This window comes from Salinispora sp. H7-4 (genome assembly GCF_013416675.1).
Classification (GTDB): Bacteria; Actinomycetota; Actinomycetes; order Mycobacteriales; family Micromonosporaceae; genus Micromonospora; species Micromonospora vitiensis.
Map to the genome: position 1 here is coordinate 131,998 of NZ_JABZED010000064.1, position 24,566 is coordinate 156,563.

General features: G+C 70.8%; 28 protein-coding genes. 12 read left to right on the forward strand and 16 right to left on the reverse strand.

All coding sequences use genetic code 11. From position 1 onward, the window contains the following. Positions 1-438 precede the first annotated feature (438 nt). The 3 genes from trxA to H0524_RS23420 all read left to right on the forward strand — a co-directional run bounded on the left by trxA (position 439) and on the right by H0524_RS23420 (position 2,469). Positions 439-801 (forward strand): thioredoxin, encoded by a 363-nt coding sequence (gene trxA, locus H0524_RS23410; RefSeq protein WP_018727520.1) that lies wholly within the window; start codon positions 439-441, stop codon positions 799-801. Between the two features lie 68 nt (positions 802-869). Continuing rightward, positions 870-1,907: an Rv2578c family radical SAM protein gene (locus tag H0524_RS23415; protein WP_180200584.1), complete on the forward strand. Its 1,038-nt coding sequence runs from the start codon at positions 870-872 to the stop codon at positions 1,905-1,907. 154 nt (positions 1,908-2,061) lie between these two features. Beyond that, positions 2,062-2,469 carry a CoA-binding protein gene (locus H0524_RS23420; protein WP_180200585.1) on the forward strand — a complete coding sequence of 136 codons (408 nt, stop codon included), beginning with the start codon at positions 2,062-2,064 and terminating at the stop codon, positions 2,467-2,469. 7 nt (positions 2,470-2,476) lie between these two features. On the opposite strand, the gene H0524_RS23425 is transcribed toward H0524_RS23420, so the two are convergent. Beyond that, positions 2,477-3,673, reverse strand: a complete 1,197-nt coding sequence (locus H0524_RS23425) for an acyl-CoA dehydrogenase family protein (RefSeq protein ID WP_018218443.1) — start codon at positions 3,671-3,673, stop codon at positions 2,477-2,479. Between the two features lie 164 nt (positions 3,674-3,837). On the opposite strand from H0524_RS23425, the gene H0524_RS23430 reads away from it, so the two are divergent. Then, entirely contained in the window at positions 3,838-4,362 is a 525-nt protein-coding gene (locus H0524_RS23430; protein WP_180200586.1) for a DUF4190 domain-containing protein, read from the forward strand. A gap of 54 nt (positions 4,363-4,416) precedes the next feature. Here H0524_RS23430 and H0524_RS23435 read toward each other — a convergent pair whose 3' ends face one another. Both H0524_RS23435 and H0524_RS23440 read right to left on the reverse strand, forming a co-directional pair. Continuing rightward, positions 4,417-5,316: an SDR family NAD(P)-dependent oxidoreductase gene (locus tag H0524_RS23435; RefSeq protein WP_180200587.1), complete on the reverse strand. Its 900-nt coding sequence runs from the start codon at positions 5,314-5,316 to the stop codon at positions 4,417-4,419. A 257-nt stretch (positions 5,317-5,573) separates the two neighbouring features. Continuing rightward, entirely contained in the window at positions 5,574-6,530 is a 957-nt protein-coding gene (locus H0524_RS23440) for a CoA ester lyase (RefSeq protein ID WP_180200588.1), read from the reverse strand. A 151-nt stretch (positions 6,531-6,681) separates the two neighbouring features. On the opposite strand from H0524_RS23440, the gene H0524_RS23445 reads away from it, so the two are divergent. Then, complete coding sequence (locus H0524_RS23445; RefSeq protein ID WP_180200589.1) at positions 6,682-7,536, forward strand: SDR family NAD(P)-dependent oxidoreductase; 855 nt, start codon at positions 6,682-6,684, stop codon at positions 7,534-7,536. On the opposite strand, the gene H0524_RS23450 is transcribed toward H0524_RS23445, so the two are convergent. From H0524_RS23450 to H0524_RS23460, 3 genes are all read right to left on the reverse strand, one after another. Then, complete coding sequence (locus tag H0524_RS23450; RefSeq protein WP_180200616.1) at positions 7,524-8,435, reverse strand: DMT family transporter; 912 nt, start codon at positions 8,433-8,435, stop codon at positions 7,524-7,526. The two genes, H0524_RS23445 and H0524_RS23450, sit on opposite strands and share 13 nt — an antisense overlap. Positions 8,436-8,512: 77 nt before the next feature. Beyond that, positions 8,513-9,022 carry a hypothetical protein gene (locus H0524_RS23455; RefSeq protein ID WP_026322825.1) on the reverse strand — a complete coding sequence of 170 codons (510 nt, stop codon included), beginning with the start codon at positions 9,020-9,022 and terminating at the stop codon, positions 8,513-8,515. A 116-nt stretch (positions 9,023-9,138) separates the two neighbouring features. After that, positions 9,139-10,008, reverse strand: coding sequence for a PhzF family phenazine biosynthesis protein (locus H0524_RS23460; protein ID WP_180200590.1), 870 nt, complete (start codon positions 10,006-10,008; stop codon positions 9,139-9,141). Between the two features lie 33 nt (positions 10,009-10,041). Between H0524_RS23460 and H0524_RS23465 the strand changes: the two genes are divergently transcribed. The 3 genes from H0524_RS23465 to H0524_RS23475 are packed head-to-tail and all read left to right on the forward strand — an operon-like array spanning position 10,042 to position 13,132. After that, positions 10,042-11,328, forward strand: coding sequence for a magnesium transporter MgtE N-terminal domain-containing protein (locus H0524_RS23465; protein ID WP_180200591.1), 1,287 nt, complete (start codon positions 10,042-10,044; stop codon positions 11,326-11,328). After that, positions 11,321-11,926 (forward strand): DUF1003 domain-containing protein, encoded by a 606-nt coding sequence (locus tag H0524_RS23470; protein WP_180200592.1) that lies wholly within the window; start codon positions 11,321-11,323, stop codon positions 11,924-11,926. The genes H0524_RS23465 and H0524_RS23470 overlap by 8 nt, the downstream gene beginning before the upstream one ends. Positions 11,927-11,983: 57 nt before the next feature. Continuing rightward, complete coding sequence (locus H0524_RS23475; RefSeq protein WP_180200593.1) at positions 11,984-13,132, forward strand: Mrp/NBP35 family ATP-binding protein; 1,149 nt, start codon at positions 11,984-11,986, stop codon at positions 13,130-13,132. Between the two features lie 32 nt (positions 13,133-13,164). Here the strand turns inward: H0524_RS23475 and H0524_RS23480 are convergent, their stop codons facing one another. From H0524_RS23480 to H0524_RS23490, 3 genes are all read right to left on the reverse strand, one after another. Further along, positions 13,165-13,956, reverse strand: coding sequence for a tyrosine-protein phosphatase (locus H0524_RS23480; protein ID WP_180200594.1), 792 nt, complete (start codon positions 13,954-13,956; stop codon positions 13,165-13,167). A gap of 138 nt (positions 13,957-14,094) precedes the next feature. Next, entirely contained in the window at positions 14,095-14,523 is a 429-nt protein-coding gene (locus tag H0524_RS23485) for a preprotein translocase subunit TatB (protein ID WP_180200595.1), read from the reverse strand. A 73-nt stretch (positions 14,524-14,596) separates the two neighbouring features. Then, complete coding sequence (locus tag H0524_RS23490; protein ID WP_180200596.1) at positions 14,597-15,877, reverse strand: S1C family serine protease; 1,281 nt, start codon at positions 15,875-15,877, stop codon at positions 14,597-14,599. Positions 15,878-16,207: 330 nt separating this feature from the next. On the opposite strand from H0524_RS23490, the gene H0524_RS23495 reads away from it, so the two are divergent. After that, a complete protein-coding gene (locus tag H0524_RS23495; protein ID WP_018727538.1) occupies positions 16,208-16,795 on the forward strand; it encodes a class I SAM-dependent methyltransferase in 588 nt (195 codons plus the stop codon). Between the two features lie 33 nt (positions 16,796-16,828). Here H0524_RS23495 and H0524_RS23500 read toward each other — a convergent pair whose 3' ends face one another. Next, positions 16,829-18,295 (reverse strand): M17 family metallopeptidase, encoded by a 1,467-nt coding sequence (locus H0524_RS23500; protein ID WP_180200597.1) that lies wholly within the window; start codon positions 18,293-18,295, stop codon positions 16,829-16,831. Positions 18,296-18,528: 233 nt separating this feature from the next. Beyond that, positions 18,529-18,696 carry a DUF3117 domain-containing protein gene (locus H0524_RS23505; RefSeq protein ID WP_011904620.1) on the reverse strand — a complete coding sequence of 56 codons (168 nt, stop codon included), beginning with the start codon at positions 18,694-18,696 and terminating at the stop codon, positions 18,529-18,531. A gap of 190 nt (positions 18,697-18,886) precedes the next feature. Here H0524_RS23505 and H0524_RS23510 point away from each other — a divergent pair, with 190 nt between their 5' ends. After that, positions 18,887-19,693 (forward strand): PaaX family transcriptional regulator C-terminal domain-containing protein, encoded by an 807-nt coding sequence (locus H0524_RS23510; protein ID WP_180200598.1) that lies wholly within the window; start codon positions 18,887-18,889, stop codon positions 19,691-19,693. A 17-nt stretch (positions 19,694-19,710) separates the two neighbouring features. Then, positions 19,711-20,502, forward strand: a complete 792-nt coding sequence (locus H0524_RS23515; RefSeq protein ID WP_180200599.1) for an enoyl-CoA hydratase-related protein — start codon at positions 19,711-19,713, stop codon at positions 20,500-20,502. A 22-nt stretch (positions 20,503-20,524) separates the two neighbouring features. Here H0524_RS23515 and H0524_RS23520 read toward each other — a convergent pair whose 3' ends face one another. The 4 genes from H0524_RS23520 to H0524_RS23535 all read right to left on the reverse strand — a co-directional run bounded on the left by H0524_RS23520 (position 20,525) and on the right by H0524_RS23535 (position 23,009). Then, positions 20,525-21,136: a hypothetical protein gene (locus H0524_RS23520; RefSeq protein ID WP_180200600.1), complete on the reverse strand. Its 612-nt coding sequence runs from the start codon at positions 21,134-21,136 to the stop codon at positions 20,525-20,527. Then, positions 21,133-21,732, reverse strand: a complete 600-nt coding sequence (locus H0524_RS23525; protein WP_180200617.1) for a DNA-3-methyladenine glycosylase I — start codon at positions 21,730-21,732, stop codon at positions 21,133-21,135. Before H0524_RS23525 ends, H0524_RS23520 begins: the two co-directional genes overlap by 4 nt. 87 nt (positions 21,733-21,819) lie before the next feature. After that, on the reverse strand, positions 21,820-22,341 hold the full coding sequence (locus H0524_RS23530) for an SRPBCC family protein (protein ID WP_180200601.1): 522 nt from the start codon (positions 22,339-22,341) through the stop codon (positions 21,820-21,822). Beyond that, positions 22,338-23,009, reverse strand: a complete 672-nt coding sequence (locus H0524_RS23535; RefSeq protein ID WP_180200602.1) for a DivIVA domain-containing protein — start codon at positions 23,007-23,009, stop codon at positions 22,338-22,340. The genes H0524_RS23530 and H0524_RS23535 overlap by 4 nt, the downstream gene beginning before the upstream one ends. Before the next feature lie 154 nt (positions 23,010-23,163). Here H0524_RS23535 and folP point away from each other — a divergent pair, with 154 nt between their 5' ends. After that, positions 23,164-24,033, forward strand: a complete 870-nt coding sequence (gene folP / locus H0524_RS23540) for a dihydropteroate synthase (RefSeq protein WP_018218420.1) — start codon at positions 23,164-23,166, stop codon at positions 24,031-24,033. 41 nt (positions 24,034-24,074) lie between these two features. On the opposite strand, the gene ndhC is transcribed toward folP, so the two are convergent. Further along, positions 24,075-24,452, reverse strand: a complete 378-nt coding sequence (gene ndhC, locus H0524_RS23545) for an NADH-quinone oxidoreductase subunit A (protein ID WP_018218419.1) — start codon at positions 24,450-24,452, stop codon at positions 24,075-24,077. Positions 24,453-24,566: the final 114 nt, after the last annotated feature.

Below are 24,566 nucleotides of genomic sequence, written 5' to 3' on the forward strand. Positions count from 1 at the left end.
ACGCAATGAGCGGCGGGGCCCTCCCCGGCACCCGCCGCCCACGCTCTGATGCGACAGATTCTGCCGCACCGCAGCCACATTCCAACAGAGACGGGGATCACAGTTTCCTTTTTGTTACATCACTCAGCGTAATTCAGACCCCCGCTGCAAGTGATCACCGTGGATCCAATAGCTCCTTGTCATGACTAAAGTTACCGACACGTAGGCGCAACGCCGCCAACCCGCCTGAGAGCGCTCCCACTACCGATGGTAACGCAAATGCGACATGCACTTGCGTATTGCAGGACCCAACTCCGCACCGAAAACCATCGATGCGTTCGAGCCGCGCCGTAACCGACCCGCGGCGGCGGCGTTTCGGCCATCAGGGTCCCGGGAATTCCCTGCAGCGCGCCCTGGTTCGACCAGAGGTAGCTGTTCCACGCGATCGGAGAGATTGAGATGGCAACCGTTGAGCTGACCACGGCAAACTTCGACGAGTTGACCGGTGGCGACGGAATCGTGCTGGTCGACTTCTGGGCCGACTGGTGCGGCCCCTGCAAGCGGTTCGCCCCGGTGTACGAGCGCTCCTCGGAACAGCACCCGGACATTGTCTTCGGCAAGGTCGACACCGAGGCACAGCAGGAGCTGGGTGCAAAGTTCGACATTCGCTCCATCCCAACGATCATGGCTATCCGCGACGGGGTCATCGTCTTCGCCCAGCCCGGCGCGCTACCCGAGTCGGCCCTCGAGAACCTGATCGAGCAGGTCGAAGCGCTGGACATGGACGACGTCCGCAAGAAGCTCGCCGAGCACCCCCACTGACCCACCCCGGGCGGGCACACCCCCACAACACTTGCCCACCTGTTCGTACCTGTGTTCGAATACCAGCCATGCGCTGGGACAACCTCGCCGCCGATCCGAGCACGATCGGCCTCGACGGGTCAGCGCCAGCGACGCCACCCCTGCCGCTGGCGCTGACCGGCGCCACCGCCCGCAGCTTCCCCACGCCCGACTTCGCCGGCATGACCTTCTATGAGATCCAGGCAAAGTCGATCATCAACCGAGTCCCGGGCACCTCCCGGGTCCCCTTCGAGTGGACCATCAACCCATATCGGGGTTGCAGCCACGCGTGCGTCTACTGCTTCGCCCGCAACACGCACACCTACCTCGGCCTCGACGCCGGTGCCGACTTCGACCGCAGAGTGATCGTCAAAACCAATGCCGGCGAGCTGCTCCGCCGAGAACTGGCAGCACCCAGCTGGCGGGGCGGGCAGATCGCGATGGGCACCAACGTCGACTGCTACCAGCGAGCCGAGGGGCGCTACCAACTCCTACCGGAGATCATCAGCGCCCTACGGGATTTCGCCAACCCCTTCTCGATCCTCACCAAGGGCACCCTCATCCTGCGCGACATTCCCCTGCTCCGCCAGGCCGCCCAGGTAACCCGGGTCAGCCTGGCCTGCTCGCTGGGCTTCGTGGACGAACGGCTCTGGCGAGCGGTCGAACCGGGCACACCGAGCCCCGGCCGCCGGCTACACGTGGTCCGCCAACTCACCGAAGCCGGCTTCGCCGTCGAGGTGTTGATGGCACCGATCCTGCCCGGCCTCAGCGACGACGACGAGTCCATCGAAGCGACCGTGGCAGCGGTCGCCGGCGCCGGCGCGACCGGCGTGACCCCGATCGCGCTACACCTGCGCGCTGGCGCCCGAGACTGGTATGCCCGCTGGCTCGGCCGCGCCTTTCCGCACCTGGTCCCCCGCTACCGTGAGCTGTACGGGGCCGGCGCGTACTCCCCGCAGTCGTACCAGCGGGAGCTGACCGCACGGGTCCGGATCGCGGCCCGCCGGCACGGCCTCCATCCCGGCGTTCCCCGGGACACCCCGCGGCCCCCCGACCAGCCGCCCGCCGAGCAGCTCAGCCTGCTCTAGCCGCCCCCACCGGATCCCCCGGCCCTCCGGCCCCGCCGGATCCCGACGGCCCCGGCCCCGCCAGATCCCCGCGGCCGGGCACTGCCGGCAGCACCTCGCGGGCGCACCCCTGCTCCCGGCGGCCCGCCACGACCAGCGGCGTTAGAGTCGATGGATGCGCACACCCCGGCAGATCCTCGCCGACGCCGCCGTGATCGCTGTTGTCGGCGCGTCCCGTGATCCGCGAAAACCCGCGCACACCGTGCCGCTCCAGCTGCAACAGCACGGCTGGCGGATCATCCCGGTCAACCCGGCCGTGGACGAGTTGTTCGGCGAGCGGGCCTACCCGTCTCTCGCCGACATCCCGCACCCAGTCGACCTGGTGGACGTGTTCCGCCCGGCCGACGACGCGGTGGAGGTCGTCCGCTCGGCCGTCGGGATCGGCGCACCGGCGGTCTGGCTGCAACTCGGCATCATCTCCCCAACGGCCCGGCGGATCGCCGCCGACGCCGGCATCGACTACGTCGAGGACCGTTGCCTCGCCGTCGAACGCGCCGCCGCCGGCCTGAGCCGCCGGGGCTGACCAGGCGTCAGAGTCGGTACTCCCGGAGCAGGCCACGGGAGATGATGGTCTTCTGGATCTCCGAAGTGCCCTCCCCGATGAGCAGGAACGGGGCCTCCCGCATCAGGCGCTCGATTTCGTACTCCTTGGAGTAGCCATAGCCACCGTGGATACGGAACGCCTCCTGGACCACCTCCGCGCAGTACTCGGAGGCGAGTAGCTTGGCCATGCCGGCCTCGACGTCGTTGCGCTGACCGGCGTCCTTGAGCCGGGCGGCGTTGACCATCAACGCGTGCGCGGCCTCGATCTTCGTCCCCATCTCGGCCAGCTTGAACGCGATGGCCTGGTGGGTGGCGAGCGGCTGGCCGAAGGTACGGCGCTGCTGGGCGTACGCGGCGGCCAGTTCGAAGGCGCGGATCGAGATGCCGCAGGCCCGGGCCGCCACATTCACCCGGCCCACCTCGATTCCGTCCATCATCTGGTAGAAACCGCGACCGACCTGTTCCGCTCCGCCGAGCACCGCGGACTCGGGGACGGTCACGCCGTCGAGAACCATCTCGGTGGTCTCGACCCCCTTGTAGCCCATCTTGTCGATCTTGCCGGGGATGGTGAGGCCCGGAGCGGTCTCGCCGAAGCCCGGCTCCTTCTCCAGCAGGAAGGTACTCATGTTCCCGTACACCGAGTCGGCGCCGGTGTCGGTCTTGACCAAGGTGGCGACCACCGACGCGTACGCCCCGTTGGTCAGCCACATCTTCTGGCCGTTGAGGACGTAATCCGCGCCGTCCCGGACCGCTCGCGAGGTGATCGCCGAGACGTCGGAGCCGCACTCCGGCTCGGACATCGAGAAGGCCCCGCGCACCTCCCCGGTCGCCATCTTCGGCAGCAACCGAGCCCGCTGGTCGGCCGAGCCGTGCTGAGAGATCAGGTACGCCACGATGAAGTGGGTGTTAACGATGCCAGAGATCGACATCCAGCCCCGGGACAGCTCCTCGACCACCAAGGCGTAGGTCAGCAGCGATTCGCCCAGGCCGCCGTACTCCTCGCCGATGGTCAGGCCGAACAGCCCCATCTCCCGCATCCCGTCCAGGATGTCGGCCGGGTACTCGTCGGCGTGCTCCAACCGCTGCGCGTGCGGGATGATCTCCTTGTTCGCGAACTCCCGGACGGTTTCCAGAATCGACTGTTGCACGTCGGTCAGGCCGGGTGTCTGGGCGAGTCGAGCCATATCCGCCTCCGGGTCGTTGCGCTACTCGTGGGTAACCAGATGCCCGGCCAGTATCGGCGGCGCGGGCGGCGCCGCCAAGGTGACCAGTCCCCCCAACCGCTGTGAAAAGTTTCACCAGCCGGGGTAGCGTCCGGCCATAGGGACCTCGGCAGGAGGAGAAGATCGTGAGCCAGCCACCGTCGCCCGGTCCACCGGATCCCGACCGGCCCGCGTCCCCCTGGGAACAGCCGAACGCCGGCCCGGAGCCGCCCCCCGCACCCGGAGCCGACCCGAACCAGCCGGAGCACGGTGCAGCACAGAGCGGTCAGCCCCAGTGGGGGCAGCAGCAGTGGGAACAGCAGCCACAACAGTGGGGGCAACAACCACAACAGTGGGAACAGCAGCCACAACAGTGGGGGCAACAACCACAACAATGGGGGCAGCAGCACCAGCTCTATGGTCCGCCCAGAAGCTCGGCGACGAACGTCCTGGCCATCCTCTGTCTGGTCTTCGCCTTCGTATTCGCACCTGCTGGCATCGTCCTCGGCCACCTGGCCCGCCGACAGCTGCGCACCAGCGGCGAGTCTGGTGGCCAACTCGCCACCGCGGGCCTGATCCTCAGCTACATCTTCACCGCGCTCGGCCTGTTGGCCTGTTGCGGATGGGCGGTCCTGGCCGCCATCGGCGGCAACGACAGCGGCACGTACTGAGTCGGAGTGCCCCAGCCCCAGGAGCGTGGTGACCGGGGTGGTGAGCACCGTGGGTCAGCGGAACTGCGCCTCACGCACGCTGTTGCCGCCGTCCACGACCAGCATCTGACCGGTGATGTAGGAGGCAGCCGGCGAGCAGAGGAATGCGATGGATGCCGCCACCTCGTCCGGCGTGCCCGGCCGACCCGCCGGCGTGCCCAGTCCCTGTTTGAGTTCGGCCATCGTTGATGCGGCGGTGTGGATGGTCCCCGGCGCCACCGCGTTGACGGTCACCCCGTCCGCGATCATCTCCATCGCCAACGCCCGGGTCAGCCCGACGACTCCAGCCTTGGCCGCCGCGTAGGCGGCCTCCGTTGGCAAGGCATTGACCGGGCCGGCGGTCGCCGCCAAGCTCACGATCCGGCCCCAGCCCCGCTCGGCCATCCCGCCGATGAACGCCCGGCTACACAGGAAGGCCGTGGTCAGGTTGCGATCGATCTCACCGCGCCACTCCTCGTAGCTGAGTTGGGCGACCGGCCGCAGTACCTCCGGACTCGCCCGACTCGCCAAGCCGGCGTTGTTGACCAACACCTCCACGTCACCGAGTTGCTCGGTGACCGCATCCGCCAACGCACCGACCTCCGACTCGTCGGTAAGGTCAGCCACAAATCCGGTGACCCCCAGCTCGCCGGCCCGATCGTGGATGCGGCGAGTGGTGGAGACGATGGCGACCCGCGCGCCCAGGTCGGTGAGGCGACGCGCGGTCGCGTACCCGATACCGTCCGGACTGCCGGCTCCGGTCACCAACGCCACCCGCCCGTCCAGCCGCATGGTGACCGGCTCCGGCAGGGGCACCTGCTCGTCCTGCCCACCGGGCCCGGCCAGGCTGCCGCCCGTCGCCCGGCTACGCCGGGCCACACCGCGACGACTCGCGTCTCGTTTCGGTCGGCTCCCGGCACTCGCGTCAATCGCCATGTCAGAATCCTGCCTGTTTGCCCCGGCCCGAGCAACGCGGCGCGATGACCGTGTCCCGCCGGGGCGTGTACCCGCAGCTGGGACACCCGGGCTACGCCAACCCCCAGCCGCAGACGAACAGTCGGCCATCGCCGCCCTGGTGTTGTCGCTGTTCGGGCTGACGTCCTGCCCTCACCGCGCCGGTCGAGGTGATCCTCGGCCACGTCGCGCAGCAGCAGATCAGGCCCCGACGGCTGGCCGTCGGGGCCGCCGGCCTGCTACTGCGCGGGCGGGGTGAAGGAAGAGGTACGAACCATCCCGGCCGCTCGGCCCTTCGCCGCGATCACCAACGCCATCTTGCGCGATGCCTCGTCAATCATCTCGTCACCGAGCATCACCGCACCGAGCTTCCCGCCCGCCTCGGAGGTGTAGTGCTGGTAGGCGTCGAGGATCAGCTCGGCGTGGTCGTAGTCGTCCTGGGCCGGCGAGTAGACCTCGTTCGCGGCCTCCAGCTGGCCCGGGTGCAGCACCCATTTCCCGTCGAAGCCGAGCGCGGCCGACCGCCTGGCCACGTCGCGGAACCCAGCAACGTCCCGGATCTGCAGGAACGGGCCGTCGATCGCCTGCTTGTCATGCATCCGAGCGGCCATCAGGATGCGCATCAGAATGTAGTGGTAGGGATCGCCCGGGTAGTCCGGAATCAGCGCCCCGACCGCCAACGACTTCATGTTGATCGATGCCATGAAGTCGGCGGGGCCGAAGATGATGGTCTCCACCCGGGGTGACGCCGCGGCAATCGCATCAACGTTCACCAGGCCAGCCGCGTTCTCGATCTGCGCCTCGATCCCGATCCGCCCGACCTGGAGGCCGAGGGTCTTCTCCACCTGGGTGAGGGTGAGATCCAGCCACTGCACCTGGCCGGCGTCCTGCACCTTCGGCAGCATGATGCAGTCCAGGTTGGCGCCGGCGCCCTCGACCACATCGATGACGTCCCGGTAGGTCCATGGGGTGGTCAGGTCGTTCACCCGGACCACCCGGGTCTTGCCGGTCCAGTCGCCCTCGTTGAGTGCGGCGACGATGTTCTTCCGCGCGTCCGGCTTCGCGAGCGGGGCGACCGCGTCCTCCAGATCGAGGAAGACCTGATCGGCGGGGAGGCCCTGCGCCTTCCCCAGCATCTTGAGGCTGGAACCCGGTACCGCGAGGCAGGACCGACGGGGGCGACCGACTGCGGTCATGTAAGCGCTCCTTCCAACGTCCGGCGACAGGCCGGCGCCACCTCAACCATGCAGACGTATGTGGACCTGGCGATCCACACAGGCGACTTGGCGATGCCAAAGTAATGGGACGTCACGGTAACCTCGTGCCGTGACTGGGGTGAATGAACCTGTGGAAGATCTCACTGGGCGTCGACTGGTAGTGGTGACCGGAGCCAGCTCCGGCATCGGCCTCGCCGCCGCCGTTGACCTGGCCCGCCGCGGCGACCGGGTGGTACTCGTCGGGCGCGACTCGGCCCGCCTCCACGCCGCCGCCGAGCAGGTCCGGGAGTCTGCTGGCGAACTGCCGGAGGTGTTTCGCGCGGACTTCGCCGTCCTCGACGACGTCCGTGCTCTGGCGGAGCAGCTGCGCGCCGCGTACGACCGGATCGACGTGCTGGCCAACAACGCGGGGACGATCGCGGTCCGGCCGACAACCACTGTTGACGGCTACGAGCTGTCGATTCAGACCAACCATCTCGCACCGTTCCTGTTGACCAACCTCCTGCGGGACCGGCTCGACCGGGTCGTCGTGACCGCGTCCGCCGCGCACCGCAGCGGGTCGCTCAACCCGAACGACCTCAACCAGCCGCTGCGCCGGTACCGCGCGATGAGCGCCTACGGCACCAGCAAGCAGGCGAATATCCTGTTCACCACGGAGGCAGCCCGACGCTGGCCGGACCTGCCGACCTACTGCTTCCACCCGGGCGTGGTGCGGACCCGGTTCGGCGGTGACAGCAAGCTGATCAGCTTCGCCATGCGCCTGATGCCGGCCCGCCGTGCGGAAAAGGGGGCCGAGACCCTGGTCTGGCTCGCCAACCAGGGTCCGGAACGACTCCACAGCGGTGGCTACTACCAGGATCTACGGCTCCGCCAACCGGCCCAGAAGGCAACTGATCCGGAATCGGCCACTCAGCTCTGGGAAGCCAGCGCGAAAGCGGTCGGCATCGACGGGAGCCAGGGACCCGGTGAGGGTCAGGCGCGATGACTCCGCGCGCTGCTGTGGATCACCACCGCGACGCCCACCAGCAGCAACGCCAGGCCCGGCAACGCTAACGGCTGCGGCAGCTGGCCCAGCCAGACCCAGCCGATCAGCGCCGCTCCCGGCGCCTCCAACAAAATCAGCAGACTGACCGAGGTGGCCGAGACCCGGCGCAGCGCGTAGGTGAACATCGAATGACCAAGCAGCTGGGCGCCGGCCACCAGGGCCAGCACCGCGAGCCAGGTACGGGTGTCGAAGCCGGACAGCCGTACCCCACCGACCCAACAGACCACGAGCAGGACCAGAGCGCAGACGCCGTAGCAGACGGTGGTGTACGTGGTGGTGCTGACCGTGCGACGGGCCTGCTCCCCCAGGGCCGTGTAGACCGCGGCGAACATTCCGCCGAGAATCGCGAGCAGATCACCGAGGAAGGCCGATCCGGAGAGCGCGAAGTCGGCTCCGGCGGCCAGTGCCGCGCCGGCGACCGCGACGCCGACGCCGACCCACACCGCCCTCGGCAGTCGCCGCCCCTGGGCTTGTGCGATCAGCCCCTGCCAGACGGGTTGGGTGGCGACCAGCGCGGTGGCCGCCGCCACCGTGGTGAGCTTGGCGCTCGGCATCCAGGTGGCGAAGTGCGCGGCGAGCGCGACACCGGAGAAGACGCAGTACCGGCGGGCGCGTCGTCCGGCCGGAGCGGCCAACGCCCGCAGCTCGGCCCGCCGAAGGAGCAGAGTGGCCGGGCCGAGCACCGCGGTCGAGAGCAGGTTGCGCCAGAAGGCGACCGCCAGGGCCGGTGCGGCGGCGAAGGCTACCAGCGGCGCGGAGGACGACACGGCGAGTACGGCGAGGGCGAGCGCGCCGCCGGTCAGCGGCTCCGATGGCAGCCGGTACGGCAGGGCGGGCACAAAGAGCAATGGTTCCACGTATCGACCGCCATGCCACACCCACGAACCGCCCGCGTTCCGGCCGCAGCCGGCCAAGGTCAGCGCCGGCGGACGCGGTGCAGCCGGAACGGCTTGCGGGCGGCCCGCACCACCGCTGCCGGGCGGGGTGGCTGGGCCAGCGAAGCGGTGGGGAGTGCCGGGCCGGCCAGTGGATCGCCCGCGGGAACGAGGCGGTGGAGCGCGCAACCGACCGTCGCCCAGCGGGCCACGAGGTCGGCAGCCGAACCTGGTGCGTTCAACCGCTTCGCCGCAACCAGCGGCGCGTTGGTCTCCCAGTCCTCGGTACCGGGCAGCAACCGGGTCACTTCCGCCGGCCAGGTGACAATCCGGCCGCCGTGATCGCCCCGCAGCGTGACCTCCGCCCGCCTCGCATCGGCGAGCCCGGGAGCGGACTGCTCCCCCGGCCCGCTGACCACGAGGAGCGCGCCCGCCAGGGGCACACACCAGAGCGCGGATGCCGGGGCGTCGGCGACGCCGACCCAGGCGATGGCCGCCTTCTTCAGCGCCTCGTCCACCAGCAGGTTGCTGCGTCGTACCGCGTCACTCACCCCCGCATCCTCCCGCACCCACCGCCGGTCCGCACCCACCGCCGGCCACACCCTCGGTCGGGGGTTGACGCCGCTCCGGTTCGTCGTCGCGGCGGCGACCCCACCGCCCGCGCCGCTCAGCCGACGAACGGCGGGATCACAATCTCGCCCCGGGCCACCGGCACCACCCGGCCGGTGACGGTAGCCCCGAGGGCGGCCCCGTCGGCCGCGGTAACCGTACAGGTCAGGGCGGATGGCCGGTTTATCTCGCTGCCCTGGCGAACGGCGTAGCCGGTCCGACCAGCACCAGGTAGCAACCCACTGGCCACCAACCACACCCCCAGTCCCAGAGCGGCCGACCCGGTCGCCGGATCTTCCGGGCCTCCCAGCCCGGGGACGAAAACCCGGGTGTGCGCGGTCCGCGACTCGGCATCCCAGGAGAAGACCGCGACGTGCTCCACGCCGTACCGCTGCGCGGCCCCCGGATTCAGCTGGGCGCGGGGCACCGCGTCCCGATACACCGGCAGGTACGGAAACTCCAGCCCGCAGCCGGCCACCCGGGGCGCCGGCCCGGCCCGGTCAACCGCGGTGAGGCCAACCAGTTCCAGCAGCGGTCCCGGATCCAGCTCGGGGCCGAGCGTCGGCGTGCCTCCGGTCAGCGTCGCGCCGGTCGCATCCACCTCGATCGGCAGCACACCGGCGCCGCACTCCTGCCGGACCGAGCCGGTGGCGAAGAGGCCACGCCGGCTGGCGGTGACCGCCGCGCCAACACTCGGGTGACCGGCGAACGGCAACTCGGCAGCCGGGGTGAAGATCCGCACCCGATAGGTGGCGTCGGTCCGGGTGGGTGGGAGCACGAACACCGTCTCGGAGAGGTTGAACTCCAGTGCGAGTGCCTGCAGCTGGTCCGTGGCCAACCCGTGGGCATCAAACACCACCGCCAGCGGATTACCGGCGAAGGGACGATCGGTGAAGACGTCCACGATCTCGTAATCCAGGGTCGACATGTTGATAGACAGTAGGCGCCTAGGCTGGTCTGCGTGAGCACGCCGACCCGGGTCTACCTCGCCCGGCTCGCCGGAGTCGCCGTCTACGACCCCAACGGCGACCAGGTGGGCCGGGTCCGCGACGCGGTAGCTCGGCTACGGGCCACGAAGCACCCGCCGGAGGTGGTCGGCCTGGTCGCCGAGATGCCGATGCGGCGGCGGATCTTTCTCTCGATCAACCGGATCACCTCGATCGATTCGGACGCCGTGGTTCTCGGCACCGGCACCCTCAACCTGCGCCGGTTCGAGAAGCGCCCGAACGAGCTGCTCGTCCTCCAGGAGCTGCTCGACCGCCGGGTGCAGATCCACCCGGAGGGGACGTCCGGGGTCGTGGTGGATATCGCCATGGAGGCGACCCGCGACGAGTGGACATTGGCCCGGGTCGCGGTCCGCGAGCACACCGGCCGGCTCACCCGCCGCGGCAACCTGCGCCAGATCGAGTGGGACCGGGTTCGCGGGTTGAGCGGGATCGCAAACAACCGGGGTACCGCCAACCTGCTGGCGGTCCTGGAGGAGATGCGCCCCGCGGACCTGGCGAACGCCCTGCAGGACCTGCCCGACGAACGGCGCAACGAGATCGCTGCCGCCTTCGACGACGAACGGCTGGCCAACGTACTCAGCGAGTTGCCGGAGCACGACCAGGTGGAGGTCCTGGCCGCACTGGACCGGGAGCGGGCCGCGGACGTGCTGGAGCAGATGGACCCGGACGACGCCGCCGACCTGCTCGGCGCGTTACCGCCACCGGAGCAGGATGTCCTGCTCGACCTGATGGAACCAGACGAGGCCGATCCCGTACGCCAGCTCCTCAAGTACACGCCGGGCACGGCCGGCTCGGTGATGACCTCCGAGCCGGTGATTCTGCCCCCGGACGCCACGGTGGCCGAGGCGCTGGCCCGAATCCGCGAGCCCCAGCTCTCCCCCGCGGTAGCCGCCCAGGTCTTCGTCACCCGGCCGCCGATGACCACACCGACCGGCCGCTACCTCGGAATCGTGCACTTCCAACGGCTGCTGCGGGAGCCGCCGGCCGACCTGTTGGGCGGGGTGGTGGTCAACGACATCGACCCGCTGCGGCCGGTCACCCCACTACCTGAGATCACCCGCCGGATGGCCACCTACGACCTGGTCGCCATGCCGGTGATCGACCGCAGCAGCCGGTTGGTGGGCGCGGTCACCGTGGACGACGTGCTGGACCATCTGCTGCCCCGGGACTGGCGGGACCGGGACGCGCGGCCGTCCACCCCGGTCGGCACCGGCGAGTCGTCGGACGGTACGGATGGTTGAGCGGCGGCGGCCAGCGCGGTTGGACCAGCCACGCGAGGTCCGGCGCATCCAGCTGCCCCGGTTCGACCCGGAGGCCTTCGGCCGGTGGTCGGAGGCGATCGCCCGGAAGATGGGCACCGCCCACTTCATCGTCTACATGACGGTGGTGATCGCCGCCTGGTTCAGCTGGAACACGCTCGCCCCCACGCATCTTCGGTTCGACCCGTACACCTTCACGTTCCTGACCCTGATGTTGTCGTTGCAGGCGAGTTATGCGGCGCCGCTGATCCTGCTCGCCCAGAACCGCCAGGCGGACCGGGACCGGCTGGCGCTGGAGGAGGACCGGCGTCGGGCGACCGCCCAGAAGGCCGACACCGAGTACCTGGCCCGGGAGATCGCCGCGCTCCGGAACGCGATGGGTGAGGTCGCCACCCGCGACTTCCTCCGCTCCGAGCTGGCCCGGCTCGCCGAGGAGCTGGACGACGCCGCCCAACGCCGGTTACGCCGGCAACACCGGGCCCCGGGGTGGCCGGTCAAGGGGGACGGGCTCGACGAACCCCGGGATGAGGTGGAGACCGACCCGGCCGGCGACGGCCGCACCGGCGCCGGGAACAGGTGACCACCGTCGCTGCCACCCAGGGCGGCGCCACATCGTCGCCGACGTAGCATTGCCGTCATGTCTGCACCCGCCAATACCGTCTCCGACGCGATTCAGGCCGCCCTGGCCACTGTCAACGACCCGGAGATCCGCCGTCCCATCACGGAGTTGGGCATGGTCCGCTCCGCGACGATCGGCGACGACGGCGTGGTTCAGGTTGAGCTGCTGCTCACCGTCGCCGGCTGCCCGCTGAAGGACAAGCTGCGTTCGGACATCACGGCCGCTGTGGGCGCGGTGCCGGGGGTGACGGGGGTGGAGATCGAGTTCGGCGTGATGAGCCCCGAGCAGCGCAAGGAGCTCCAGACCAGGCTCCGCGGCGGCGGCACCGACCAGGAGCCGGTGATTCCGTTCGCCCAGCCCGGCTCCCGGACCCGGGTGTACGCGGTGGCCAGCGGCAAGGGCGGCGTCGGCAAGTCCAGCGTGACGGTCAACCTGGCGGCGGCGCTGGCCGCCCGGGGGCTCTCTGTCGGGGTGGTTGACGCGGACATCTACGGCCATTCGGTGCCGCGGATGCTCGGGGCCGAGGGGCGACCCACCCGCGTCGAGGACATGATCATGCCGCCCGAGTCGCACGGGGTGAAGGTCATCTCAATCGGGATGTTCACCCCCGGCAACGCCGCAGTGGTGTGGCGCGGCCCGATGCTGCACCGGGCCCTACAGCAGTTCCTCGCCGACGTGTACTGGGGCGACCTGGACGTGCTCCTGCTCGACCTGCCCCCGGGCACCGGTGACGTGGCGATCTCGCTGGCCCAGCTGCTGCCCAACGCCGAGATCCTGGTGGTCACCACCCCGCAGACCGCCGCCGCCGAGGTGGCGGAGCGGGCCGGCGCGATCGCGTTGCAGACCCACCAGCGGGTGGTCGGTGTCATCGAGAACATGTCGTGGCTGGAGCTGCCGGACGGCACCCGGATGGAGGTCTTCGGGGCCGGCGGCGGCCAGTCGGTCGCCGATTCGTTGACGAAGGCCGTCGGTGCGCAGGTGCCGCTACTCGGTCAGATCCCGCTGGACACCCGGGTCCGCGAGGCCGGCGACGAGGGCAACCCGGTCGTACTCGCCGAGCCGACCTCCCCCGCCGCCGCGGCGCTGGAGCAGGTCGCCGACCGACTCGCGGTACGACGTGAGTCACTACTCGGCAAACCGTTGGGCCTCAAGCCGGCCGGCAGCTAGCTCATACGTGGCCGGGCCGCTGGGACCGCCGGTCAGATGATCAGGCGGGCCCGCAGGTTGCTGACCTCGGCTGCGGTCAGGCCGTTCTCGAGGAGGTAGTCGGGCATCGTCAGGGCGGCGACCGTGGAGCTCAGCGATGCCTCGATGGTGGTGTTCCGCGTCGCCAGGCACTCGGTCACCGCGACGAGTTGGTCTGGGTGGCCAAGCTCGGCGTAGCGCTGTCGCATCCGCTCGTAGGAGAGCAGGTAGTCGGCGACGATCTCCTCCGGCGTCGCCTCCGCCAAGGTCAGCAACACCAGCGCGAGTAGCCCGGTCCGGTCCTTGCCGCCGGAGCAGTGAAACAGCACGCAGCCCGGTGCGGCAGTGCTGATCGCCCGGATGGCGGCTGTCACCCGCTCCGGCTGCTCGGCCAGCATCGCCGGGTAGTACAGCGGCGACGCCAGGTTGTCGATCTTCTCCCAGTGGTCGTAGAACGGTGTGCCGACCGGTTCGAGCGGCACCCGCACCGTCGTCATCCCCGCGGGTCTGGGCGCGCTGTCCTGCCCGTACTCGTCGGCGTTGCGCAGATCGACGACCGTGCGCACCCCGTACGCCCAGGCGGCCGCCCATCCCGCCGCGCTCAGGCCGTTCGGCTCCTCCATCCGGACCACCGCGCCCGGCCGCACCCGGCCGATCCCGCCCAGTTCCCGAGCGTTGACACACCCGTCCCAGGAGAGCTCCCTGCCCCGCGCCGCCGCCGGGTCATCGCCGTCGGCACGCCTGGCCCACGAGGCCACTCTGTCGGCACCGACAGGCGGCGTCGATCCACAGTCGATGTTAGTCATGCCACGGCACCGTAGTTCGGCGGTGCAAGCACACCCCGGCGAGGCGCCCCTCAGGTCACGCCGTCGTAGCTGGTCGCGCCGCCGTTGCTGGTCGCACCGTCAATAGCTGGTCGCACCGTCAGTCAGGTCGCACCGTAGTCAGGTCGCGTCGTCGTAGCTGACCCGAGGAGTGGGCGCGGGCGAGCTACCGCCGGTCGACTGGGTCGGGCGGCTGGCTGGGCGGCTCGCCGGGTCAACGGCCGTGGCGACATCCCTCAGCTCCTCCTGCACGCTGGCGACATCAGCCCGCAGGTTGTCGTAGACCCCCTGCAGCGGCTTCCGAATCGCCGCCTCATCCTCCTCGCTGAGCAGGTGCTTGCGAACGAACGTCTTCGGATGCAGGTCCTGGAGCTGGATGTCGGTGCCCAGTTCCCGACTCAGGTCAGTGGTGGCGTTGGTCGCCATTCGGCGCAGGTTACGCACCATCCGCAGACCGTCGCTGATGACCGCGGGCAGCCGGTCACCGAAGATCAGCAGCGCCAGGAGCAGCAGCGCACCGATCTCCCACCAGTTCAGGTTGTCGAACACCGCACGATCCTCCCTTCGGCCCCAGCGCAAGCCTACGCACGTCACAGGCTAGCTCGGCAGGGGGCCGAGCGGCTCACTTCACATCCGCGGCCAGGGTCACCGAGGCGTTCCGCCGTGACGTGCCACGCCGGTACTCCACCACCACCACGGACCCGGGTGCGAACTTACGGACCAGGGCGATCAGGTCCGTCGGCTCGTTCGTCGGCCGCCCGTTGAGGGTGACGATCACGTCATTGCCCCGCAGCCCGGCACTGGCCGCCGGGCCGGAGGGCTCCACCGAGACCAACCGCACCCCCACCCCGGCGCCCACACCCCCGCCGCCCACCTGGGCGCCGATCACCGTACGACGGGCCTTGCCGGTGCCGATGATGTCCTGGGTGATCCGCTTGGCCTGGTTGATCGGAATCGCGAAGGCGAGCCCGATGTTGCCGGCCTCCTGCCCCTCGGCGACCAGCGACTTGATCGTGGAGTTGACCCCGATCACCCGTCCGGCACCGTCCACCAGGGGGCCGCCGGAGTTGCCGTGGTTGACCGCCGCGTCGGTCTGGATCGCCGCGTAGTAGCGGGTGGGGCCGCCCGGCTCGCCCGCCTGCATCGTCCGGTCGAGGGCGCTGATGATGCCGGCGGTGACCGTGTTGGCCAGGGAGAGCGGCGACCCGATGGCCAACACCGGGTCGCCGACCGCGAGCGCTTCCGAGTCACCGAACGCCACCGGGCGGAGCCCTTCCTTCGTGACCTTGATGACCGCGATGTCCGACTCCGGATCCTGACCGACGAGGGTGGCCGGGGCAGCGCTTCCATCATTGAAGACCACCGTGGCCGGCCCGGTTGCGCCCGCCACCACATGGTCGTTGGTAATCACGTAGCCGTCGGTGGTGGCGATGAAGCCGGAACCCTCGCTCGTCCCGTCGGGCCCCGCCACCCGAACCGTGACCACGCTCGGCAGCACCCGCTCGGCCACCCCGGCGAGCGACTCCGGCCGGCGCTGGGCCAGCTCCGGCGGCTGGATCGGGGCGCCACCGAGGACCGGGGCGGCATCGCCCCGGATCGCGAACGCGTAACCAAGCGCGCCCCCCAGTGCACCGGCGAGCAGGGCCGTTACCAACGGAATGATCAGCAGGTGCCGCAGTCTGGGACGGGCCGAATCCGGGTCGGTGATCGGCTCCGGCTCGGTGCCGGGAACCGGCGCGGCGGGCACGACCACCGCCGCCGGTGCCGTCGGATCCCGCCACGGGTCGGCCAACGCGTCAGACCACCAGGGCGAACCCGGGCCGCCGGGCGGAGGAGGGGCCGACGACGAGCCCGCCGCTGTGGCACCCGTCCCGGGCTGGCGCCAGTCCCAGCCATCGGTCACGTCGCTGCCTCCCACTCGTCCCGGGCCCATCCGTGCCAACCACGCTCGACCGGTCACACTCGTTTGGACACCGCCTCCAGGATTGCACGGAAGCCGCGGGTGGAGTCATGGCTACCCACCGTAATCGTCGATGCATGGGATGCGCGGCTGCGCCCCGTGCACATCGCCTCTAGGCTCACAGTGCCCCACTCACCCCTGAAGGGCGCGTTCCGACCTGCTGCCGCAGCACCCGGAGCCCGCTCTGACCCGAACGCCGTCCGGAGGTGTCCCATCGCCACGGTCGCCAATTCCGGCTCTTCGGCCCAGGCTCTGCAACTCGCCGAGTCGTACGTGACCGAGGATCTCGTACTGCGCACCGCCCGCGCGCTCGCCCACGAGGTCGGCCTCGAGGCGGTGACCCCCGGTGCGGGTGCCGCCCTGCGGCTGCTGGCCGCCGCGGGCAGCGCCCGCGCGGTGGTGGAGATCGGCACCGGCACCGGCGTCAGCGGTGTCTGGCTGCTGCGCGGCATGCGCCCCGACGGGGTACTGACCACGATCGACGGTGAGATCGAGCATCAGCGCATCGCCCGCCGGATCTTCACCGAGGCCGGTTTCCCCTCCGGGCGGAGCCGGATCATCACCGGCCGGGCGCTGGACGTGCTGCCACGCCTCGCCGACGGCGCGTACGACCTGGTGTTCGTTGACACCGAGGCGACGGGCTTCGCCACCTGCGTGGAGGCCGCCCACCGGCTACTCCGACCGGGTGGAGTGCTCGCCCTCAACGGCGCCCTGGCCGACGGCCGGATCGCCGACCCGGCCGCCCGGGACGTGGAGACGGTGACCACCCGGGAGACGATCAAGGCGATCCGGGAGTCCGAGTACTGGATTCCCGCTCTGCTCCCGGTCGGCCACGGGCTACTCACCGCGGTGCGCAGCTAGGCATCCGGACGCCCGGATCGCCATCGATCCACGTCACCCGAGCGTGTCCAGCCAGCGCAGGAGCGAACGGACCCCCCAGCCGGTGGCGCCCGGGGTCAACTCCGCATCCGCCCCTTCCGACCAGGACGGCGCCGACATGTCGACATGCACCCACCGGTCCCGCAGCTCGCCGAGGAACTCGCGCAGGTAGAGCGCCGCCACCACCGACCCAGCTCCCTCGGCCGGGGCGCTGTAGAGATCGGCGAGCTCGCTGCTGAGGTAGTCGACATAGTCGGTCGGCAGCGGCATCCGCCACGCCGCTTCACCGGCTGCGTCGACCGCCGCCAACAGGTCCCCGGCGAGACGGTCGTTCTCGCTGTACAGGGCGCCGGTGCGCTTGCCCAGCGCCACCGCGTTCGCACCGGTCAGCGTGGCCAGATCAACGACCAGGTCGGGCTGGTGTTCCCGTACGGCGTAGGCGAGCGCATCGGCGAGGACCAGCCGGCCCTCGGCGTCGGAGTTGGTGGTCTCGCTGGTCACGCCGCCGTAGTGGCGGATGATGTCGCCGGGCCGGAACGCGGCGCCGCTGACCATGTTCTCGGCGAGCGGGGCGAGGGTGGTGACCCGGACCGGCAGCCGCCGCGCGGCCGCCCCCAGCGTGGCCGCCACCACCGCTGCCGCGCCGGCCATGTCCTTGCGCATGAGCTTCATGCCGGCCCGGGGTTTGATGGAGATTCCCCCGGTGTCGAAGGTGATCCCCTTGCCGACCAGCACGACGTGCGTCCGCGCCCCGGCCGGCCGCCAGTCCAGCTCCACGAGCCGGGGGCCGTTGGCGGAGCCGCTGCCCACCGCGACGATCCCGCCGAAGCCCTCGGCGGCCAGCTCATCCGGTTCCCGGACCCGCAGGTGCAGGTCGGGGAGGTCGGCCGCGGCGTCGGCCACCTGCCCGGCGAACCATTCCGGGTTCTTCACCGACGAGGGCATGTTCACCAGGTCGCGGGCGAGTCGGGTCATCTCCGCGGTGGTACGGGCGCCCGCGACCACGTCGGCGTACTCCGCTGCATCCGGCACCACCAGGTCAACCGCGGCCAGGGCGGGTGCGGCCTCGTCGGCGCCGAGCCGGAACCGGTACGACGCCAGCAGCAGCCCTTCCACCAGCCCCCGTACGGCTGCTGGGGTGGCAGCCGTCGGTAGCGGGAGCGTGACGTGCTCCGCGCCGGCCGCCGCGCGGGCGAGGGCGGCTCCGGCCGTCCGCCAGGCGGCCTCGTCCCCGGCCCCGATCCCGAACGGGAGCAGGCGGGCCGGCACCCGTTCGGGTCGAATCTGGGTCCAGGTCTGGCCGGCCTCGCCACCCAGCCGCGCGACCGGCAGCAGCGCGGCGAGTTCGTCGGTGACCTCGGCCGGCAGGGCCGCCGCGACGGGCACCGGCTGAGCTGACGGTTCCGCCTCGCCGGCGGGTCGGACGGGCAGGGCCAGGACATCGAGCCGCTCAGGCTCGGCGATCAGACGGATGGCGAGCACGCGACGCCGTACCTTCCAGGAGAAGCCTGCGGAGTGCTCCGCAGATCAGGGAAAATTCCGCAGGCGGCTGCCGGGGCGGTGGGTATCACCTGACGACCAGCGGTGGCCGCCCGGAGTCCCGGGTGGCCACCGTCTGGCCGTCCCGTTTCAGCATGCCTACGACCACCGGCGAGCGAACGCCGGTGGATCAGGAGGCGGACGGACCGTCCACGCGAGGCGCGGACGGTCCGTACTCAGCCGGCAGCCGCCCTCAGCGCGTCACCGAGCGCGTTGGCCTCGTCCGGAGTCATCTCGACGACGAGCCGGCCACCGCCTTCCAGCGGGACTCGCATGACGATGCCCCGGCCCTCCTTGGTGACTTCCAGCGGACCGTCGCCCGTCCGCGGCTTCATCGCCGCCATGTTGTCTCCCCTCAGACCTGAACCAGGGTCGGTGGGTTGCCCCACAGCCACTTCGCCACGACCACCCGCAACCTTCACCGGGGTGTCGACCAACGATTTTCCCTGATGAACACCGCTGGACCCAAACCGAGGCGGTATTGATGTAACAGAACCTAGCTTATCCCGAGAATGCCTGTCACAATGTGCGGTCATGCAGGCACGGTCAGCACTCTTCGACCTGTACGGTGACTACCTCCGGCCCCGAGGCGGCCGCGCACAGGTCGCTGCTCTGGTCAAGCTGCTGGCGCCTCTGGGCATGGCACCGCCAGCAGTACGGACGGCGGTCTCCCGGATGGTGCGCCAAGGCTGGCTCGAACCCCTCCGGATGGCCACCGGACCGGGTTACGCGATCACGCCGAAAGCCGCACGCCGGTTGGACGAGGCGGCCACGCGGATCTACCGCACCGGCAAAACTGGCTGGGACGGGCGCTTCGACCTGCTCGTCCTGGCGGCACCGGGCGCCCGCCGGGAACGGCAGCGCCTCGCCGCGAACCTGAGCTTCCTCGGCTACGGCACGCTCGACGAGTGCACGTGGGTGGCCACCCGACCGGGGGATGGCGTGGACCTGCTCCTGGACGAGGCGGGGGTGCGCTACGAGCGGTTCACCGCCGCGCACGCCGCCGGCGCCCCGGGGGCGATGGGCATCGTCCGCCGCGCCTGGGACCTGGCCGAGATCGGCCGGGCATACGAGCAGTTCGTCGCCGAACAACGGACGCTGCTCACCGGAGTCACCGTACGCAGTCCCGACGAGGAGGCGTACGCCGCCCGGTTCCGACTCGTGCACGCCTGGCGCACGTTCCTGTTCCGGGACCCACAGCTGCCGCTGGCGCTGCTCCCCGAGCGCTGGCCGGGCACCGCCGCCGGCAGCTTCTTCGACCGCCACGCGGCCCGGCTTCGGCCGGCCGCTGACCGCTACGTCGAGGCATGTCTCGACGCCGGTAACCGCATCACTGGATAGAAGGGTCATTTGACACCATGACCGAGCCACTCCTCATCGACCGCACCGACGCCGTCGTAACCCTCACCCTGAACCGCCCAACGGCCATGAACGCCTTCGACACGGCAATGAAGGAGGCGCTCCGGGACGCCCTGGCCGAGCTGGAGAGCGACCGGAGCTGCCGAGCGGTGGTGCTGGCCGGGTCGGGCGGTTCGTTCAGTGCCGGTCAGGATCTGCGCGAGCACGTGCGGACGCTGGAGTCCAGCGAGGGTAACCCGCTGGACACCGTGGGAACGCACTACAACCCGATCGTCGCCCGGCTGGCGGGCCTGGCCAAACCCGTCGTCGCCGCCGTGGGCGGCATGGCCGCCGGGGCGGGTGCCTCACTGGCCTTCCTCGCCGACATCCGCGTCGGTGGACCCGCCACCAGCTTCCTCATGGCGTTCGCCAAGGTGGGGCTCGCCGCCGACACCGGCGCCTCGTGGACGCTGCCCCGGCTCGTCGGCCACGCCAAGGCCGTCGAGCTGCTGATGCTCGCCGAGCCGGTACGGGCGGCGGAGGCTCACCAGCTCGGCCTGCTCAACCGGCTGGTCGCGACCGACGAGGAGGTGCTACCGGCGGCGCAGGAGTTGGCCGCCCGGCTGGCGGCTGGCCCGACCATCGCGTACGGGGCGATCAAACGACAGCTCTCCATCGCGGACGCGGGCACCCTCGCCGACGCCCTGGCCGCCGAGGCGCAGGCTCAGTCGATCTGCGGCGCCACCGCCGACCACCGGTCCGCCACCATGGCCTTCGTCGCCAAGCAGAAGCCGGTCTTCGAGGGCCGCTGACGGCGCCGGGGTCCGCCCCCGGTCAGTCGTCCTCCTCCGGGTCCTGGTTGGCCTCCTCGCCGAGGACGAACGCCTGCATGGCCAGCTCGTTACCGGACGGCCAGACGAATGCGGGCAGCTCGCCGGGGCCCAGTTCCTGCACGTAGGACCAGAACTCCCGAACCGCCTCCGCCGGCGACACGGCCTCGATCGGCAGGTTGAGACTGACCATCCAGGACTGCCGCGGCGGGGGCGGGCCGAGCTGGTCGGCCAGTGCTTGGAAAGCCGTCGGGTCCAGCGGTGTGACCGGCCCGTCGACCATCAGGGAATCGGCCGACACCGGCGTGTCGAAGGACCGTCGGGTGTACGTGATCACCAGCCGCGGCTCGACCTGATCCGTGGGCGGGCCCTCCGGGCGCAGGTCGCCGATGTCGGTGACCCGACCCAGCGCCACCAGCCTCGACGGCGCATCGGCAAGCACCGCGACCTGGTCGCCGAGGCGCGGCCGAGTTCCCTCGGCACCGGTCAGCTCGAACGTGTCATGGTGCACGAGCCGCTCGGCCTCGTACCGCCCCGGCGGCAGCAGCACCGCCCAGGTGTCCGCGCCGTCGGCACGGGGTGTCCGGTCGGTCCGGTCCGCGGTGTCCGTCATCATGCACTCCATCCCATCACGTCGGCACCGCCCACCGGCACGTGGCAACCAAGGAGATGGTCGTCGACCATGCCGGTGGCCTGCATCAGTGCGTATGCGGTGGTCGGGCCGACGAACCGGAAGCCCCGCTTCTTCAACGCCTTCGCCATCGTGGTGGACTCCACGGTCAGCGCCGGCACCTGCGCGGACGAGGCCGGCCGGGCGCGGCGCGAGGGCGGCGCGTACGACCAGAGCAGGGCGGAGAGACCGGCCGGAAGGTCCCGCGCGACCCGCGCGTTGGAGATCGCCGCCTCGATCTTGGCCCGGTTGCGGACGATGCCGGTGTCATCGAGCAGCCGGGCGACGTCCGCCGCGGAGAACGCGGCCACCGACTCGATCCGGAACCCGTCGAACGCCTCCCGGAACGCGGCCCGCTTCCGCAGGATGGTCAGCCACGACAGCCCGGACTGGAACGCCTCCAGCGTCATCCGCTCGTAGAGGGCATCGTCGCCGTGCAGCGGACGGCCCCACTCGGTGTCGTGGTAGACGACGTAGTCGGGCGTGCCCGCCCCCCAGGCGCAGCGCGGCGAACCGTCAGCACCGGTCACGAGGTCCGTCACCACACCGGTCACGAGGTCAGTCACGCGTCAACGCTACGGCACCCCACCGACACACCGACCACGCCCGGCCGTGGCCAGCCGGGCAGATCAGGGAAGGCGACCCTGCTCCACCCGCCGCCCGAATCGCCGGAGGGCCCGCGTCAGGCCGACCTTCGAGCCCGGCCACAAGAAGGGCCACACCACCCGTCCGGCCGCCCCGCCCGGCAGATGGAACCACTCGTGCCAGACGACCTGGGTCCGCTCTCCGGCCAACGGGGTACACCGCAGCACGCCGGGGCCGCGCAGCAGCTTCCCGCAGTGGACCACGCGCACCTCGTACGGTGCGTCCACCCGGACCACCCGCATCTCGTCGCGGAGGGTGGCCGGCCCGACCGCGGTGACCGCCTCTACCAGACTGCCCTCGCCACCATCCCCCTCGACCACCCGGACCTGGGTGAAGGGAATCCATTCGCTCTGTCGTTCCCAGGAGACGAGCGCCGCGAAGACCCGCTCGGCCGACGCGTTGACGATCACCGCGGCGGTAACCTCGCCGGCCCCCGGCCGCGCCACCTCGCGCAGGTCAGCGCGGTCCGGGGTGGCCGGCTCCTCGGCGCTGTCCCCCACCGTCACACCGACTCCGACCGGGCTGCCGGGTCCGCTGCGCCGGCCGGCCGGACGCCATCCGCCGACTCAGCCGTGCTCTCACCGCCGGACCGATCCTCGGAACCGGACCGGGCCTCGCCGCCGGAACCAGCCTCGGAACCGGACCGGGCCTCGCCGCCGGATTGTGCCTCGCCGCCGGATTGTGCCTCGGAGCCCGGCGTGCCCCCGCCACCGAGGCGGGCCTCGTCCGCCAACTCGTCAGCGACCTCGCCAGTCTGTGGTTGGGACCGCTGCGCTGCGCCATCGGGCGGGTCAGCGGCGGCCGCGGAGTGCGCTCCGGCGGCCTGCCTGCGGGCGCGCAGCAGCGTCTCCGCATCGGCGTTGCGCCCCTCACGTAACGCGGTGACCTCTGCCTCCAGCACCCCGATCAGCTCCGTCTTGTAGCCGATGTCGTACGCCGCCCGGCGCATCGCCTGGTCGACCTGAGCCATGCGGTACCCACGCAACGCGGTGTCGAACCGCACCTGGCCAATATCGGACTCCCACAGCGGGCGACTGCTGGGCAGGGGCACTGCTGCCCCGTCCGGCTCGACTGGCGCAAGACCCGAATCCCGGTCAGTGACCAGCACCGCCACGCCGAAGACCACCGCCGCGACGGTGAGCGCCGCGACCAACAGGAGCAGAACCTGACCCATGCACCAGATCGTGGCATGTCCACCGGGCCGGGGCGACCCCACCACCCCGGTTCCCCGGTGAGCAGGCGAATCGACAGCCGGTCCGGCCGGCTCAGCGGTCACCGACTAGCGTCGGGACGGCCGGGAGGTCCGGCGACACCCCTCAGGAGGCGGGATGGCGAACGCACTGCGGCTCGGCCGACGCACCTTCGGCCCAGGTGAGCTCGGAGTCATGGCGATCGTCAACCGCACCCCGGACTCGTTCTTCGACCGAGGCGCGACCTTCGGGCAGGAGAGTGCGCTGCGCGCGGTGGAGCGCGCGGTCGCCGAGGGCGCCGACATCATCGACATCGGCGGGGTAAAGGCCGGTCCCGGCGCCGAGGTCGACGTGGCCGAGGAGATCCGCCGGACCGTGGCCACCATCGCCGCGGTCCGCGCCGCCTTCCCCGACGTGGTCATCTCGATCGACACCTGGCGGGCCGAGGTAGCCGTGGCGGCGGTGGCCGCCGGTGCGGACCTGCTGAACGACACGTGGTCCGGCACCGACCCAGCGCTGGCTCAGGTCGCGGCGGAGACCGGCGCCGGGCTGGTCTGCTCACACGCGGGCGGGCTGACACCGCGTACCCGGCCGCACCGGGTCGGCTACGACGACGTGCTGGCGGACGTGGTGGCGACCGTAACCGGCCTCGCCGAGCGGGCGGTGGCGCTGGGGGTACGGCCCGACGGCATTCTGATCGACCCGGCCCACGACTTCGGTAAGAACACCTACCACTCCCTGGAGCTCACCCGCCGCCTCGACGAACTCGCCGGGACCGGCTGGCCGCTGCTGGTCGCCCTGTCGAACAAGGACTTCATCGGCGAGACCCTGGACCTACCAGCCGTCGAACGGTTGGAAGGCACCCTGGCCGCCACCGCGATCTCCGCCTGGCTGGGTGCCCGGGTGTTCCGGGCGCACCAGGTCCAGGCGACCCGCCGGGTCCTGGACATGGTGGCCACCATCCGCGGCGACCGCCCACCCGCGTCCACCCGGCGCGGCCTGGCGTAACGCACCGCCACCGTGGGCCCTCACCCGGTGTGGCCGAACGGTCAGGTCCAGCGCAGGATGTTCTTCCGCCACGCGTAGAGGATGCCCAGCGCCAGCACCGCCACGAAGATCCCCATCTCCACGACGGTGACCAGCCCGTAGCCGCGCCGGTTGAAGATCACGGCCCAGGGGAAGAGAAACACCGCCTCGACCGCGAACAACACGTACAGGTAGGCGTACACGTAGTAGCGGATCTGGGCCTGGGCCCAGTCACCGCCCACCGGGTCCAGCCCGCACTCGTAGGTGGCGCGCTTGCCAGGTGGCTCGGCAGGGCGGGCCGGGCGCAACACCCGGTTGGCCGAGAAGGCCGTCACGAAGAAAAGCAGACTGGCGAGGAGCAGGAGCCCGAGCGTCGCGTAGGAGCCCAGGTAACCGGTCACGGTGGCTCAGACTACCGGTCCGGCCCCCGGCCCGCATCCGTCGCGCCGCGGAGGACGACAGCGGGCCGGCCCCTGGTGGGGCCGGCCCGTTGTCGGTTGGTGGGTGGTCAGCTG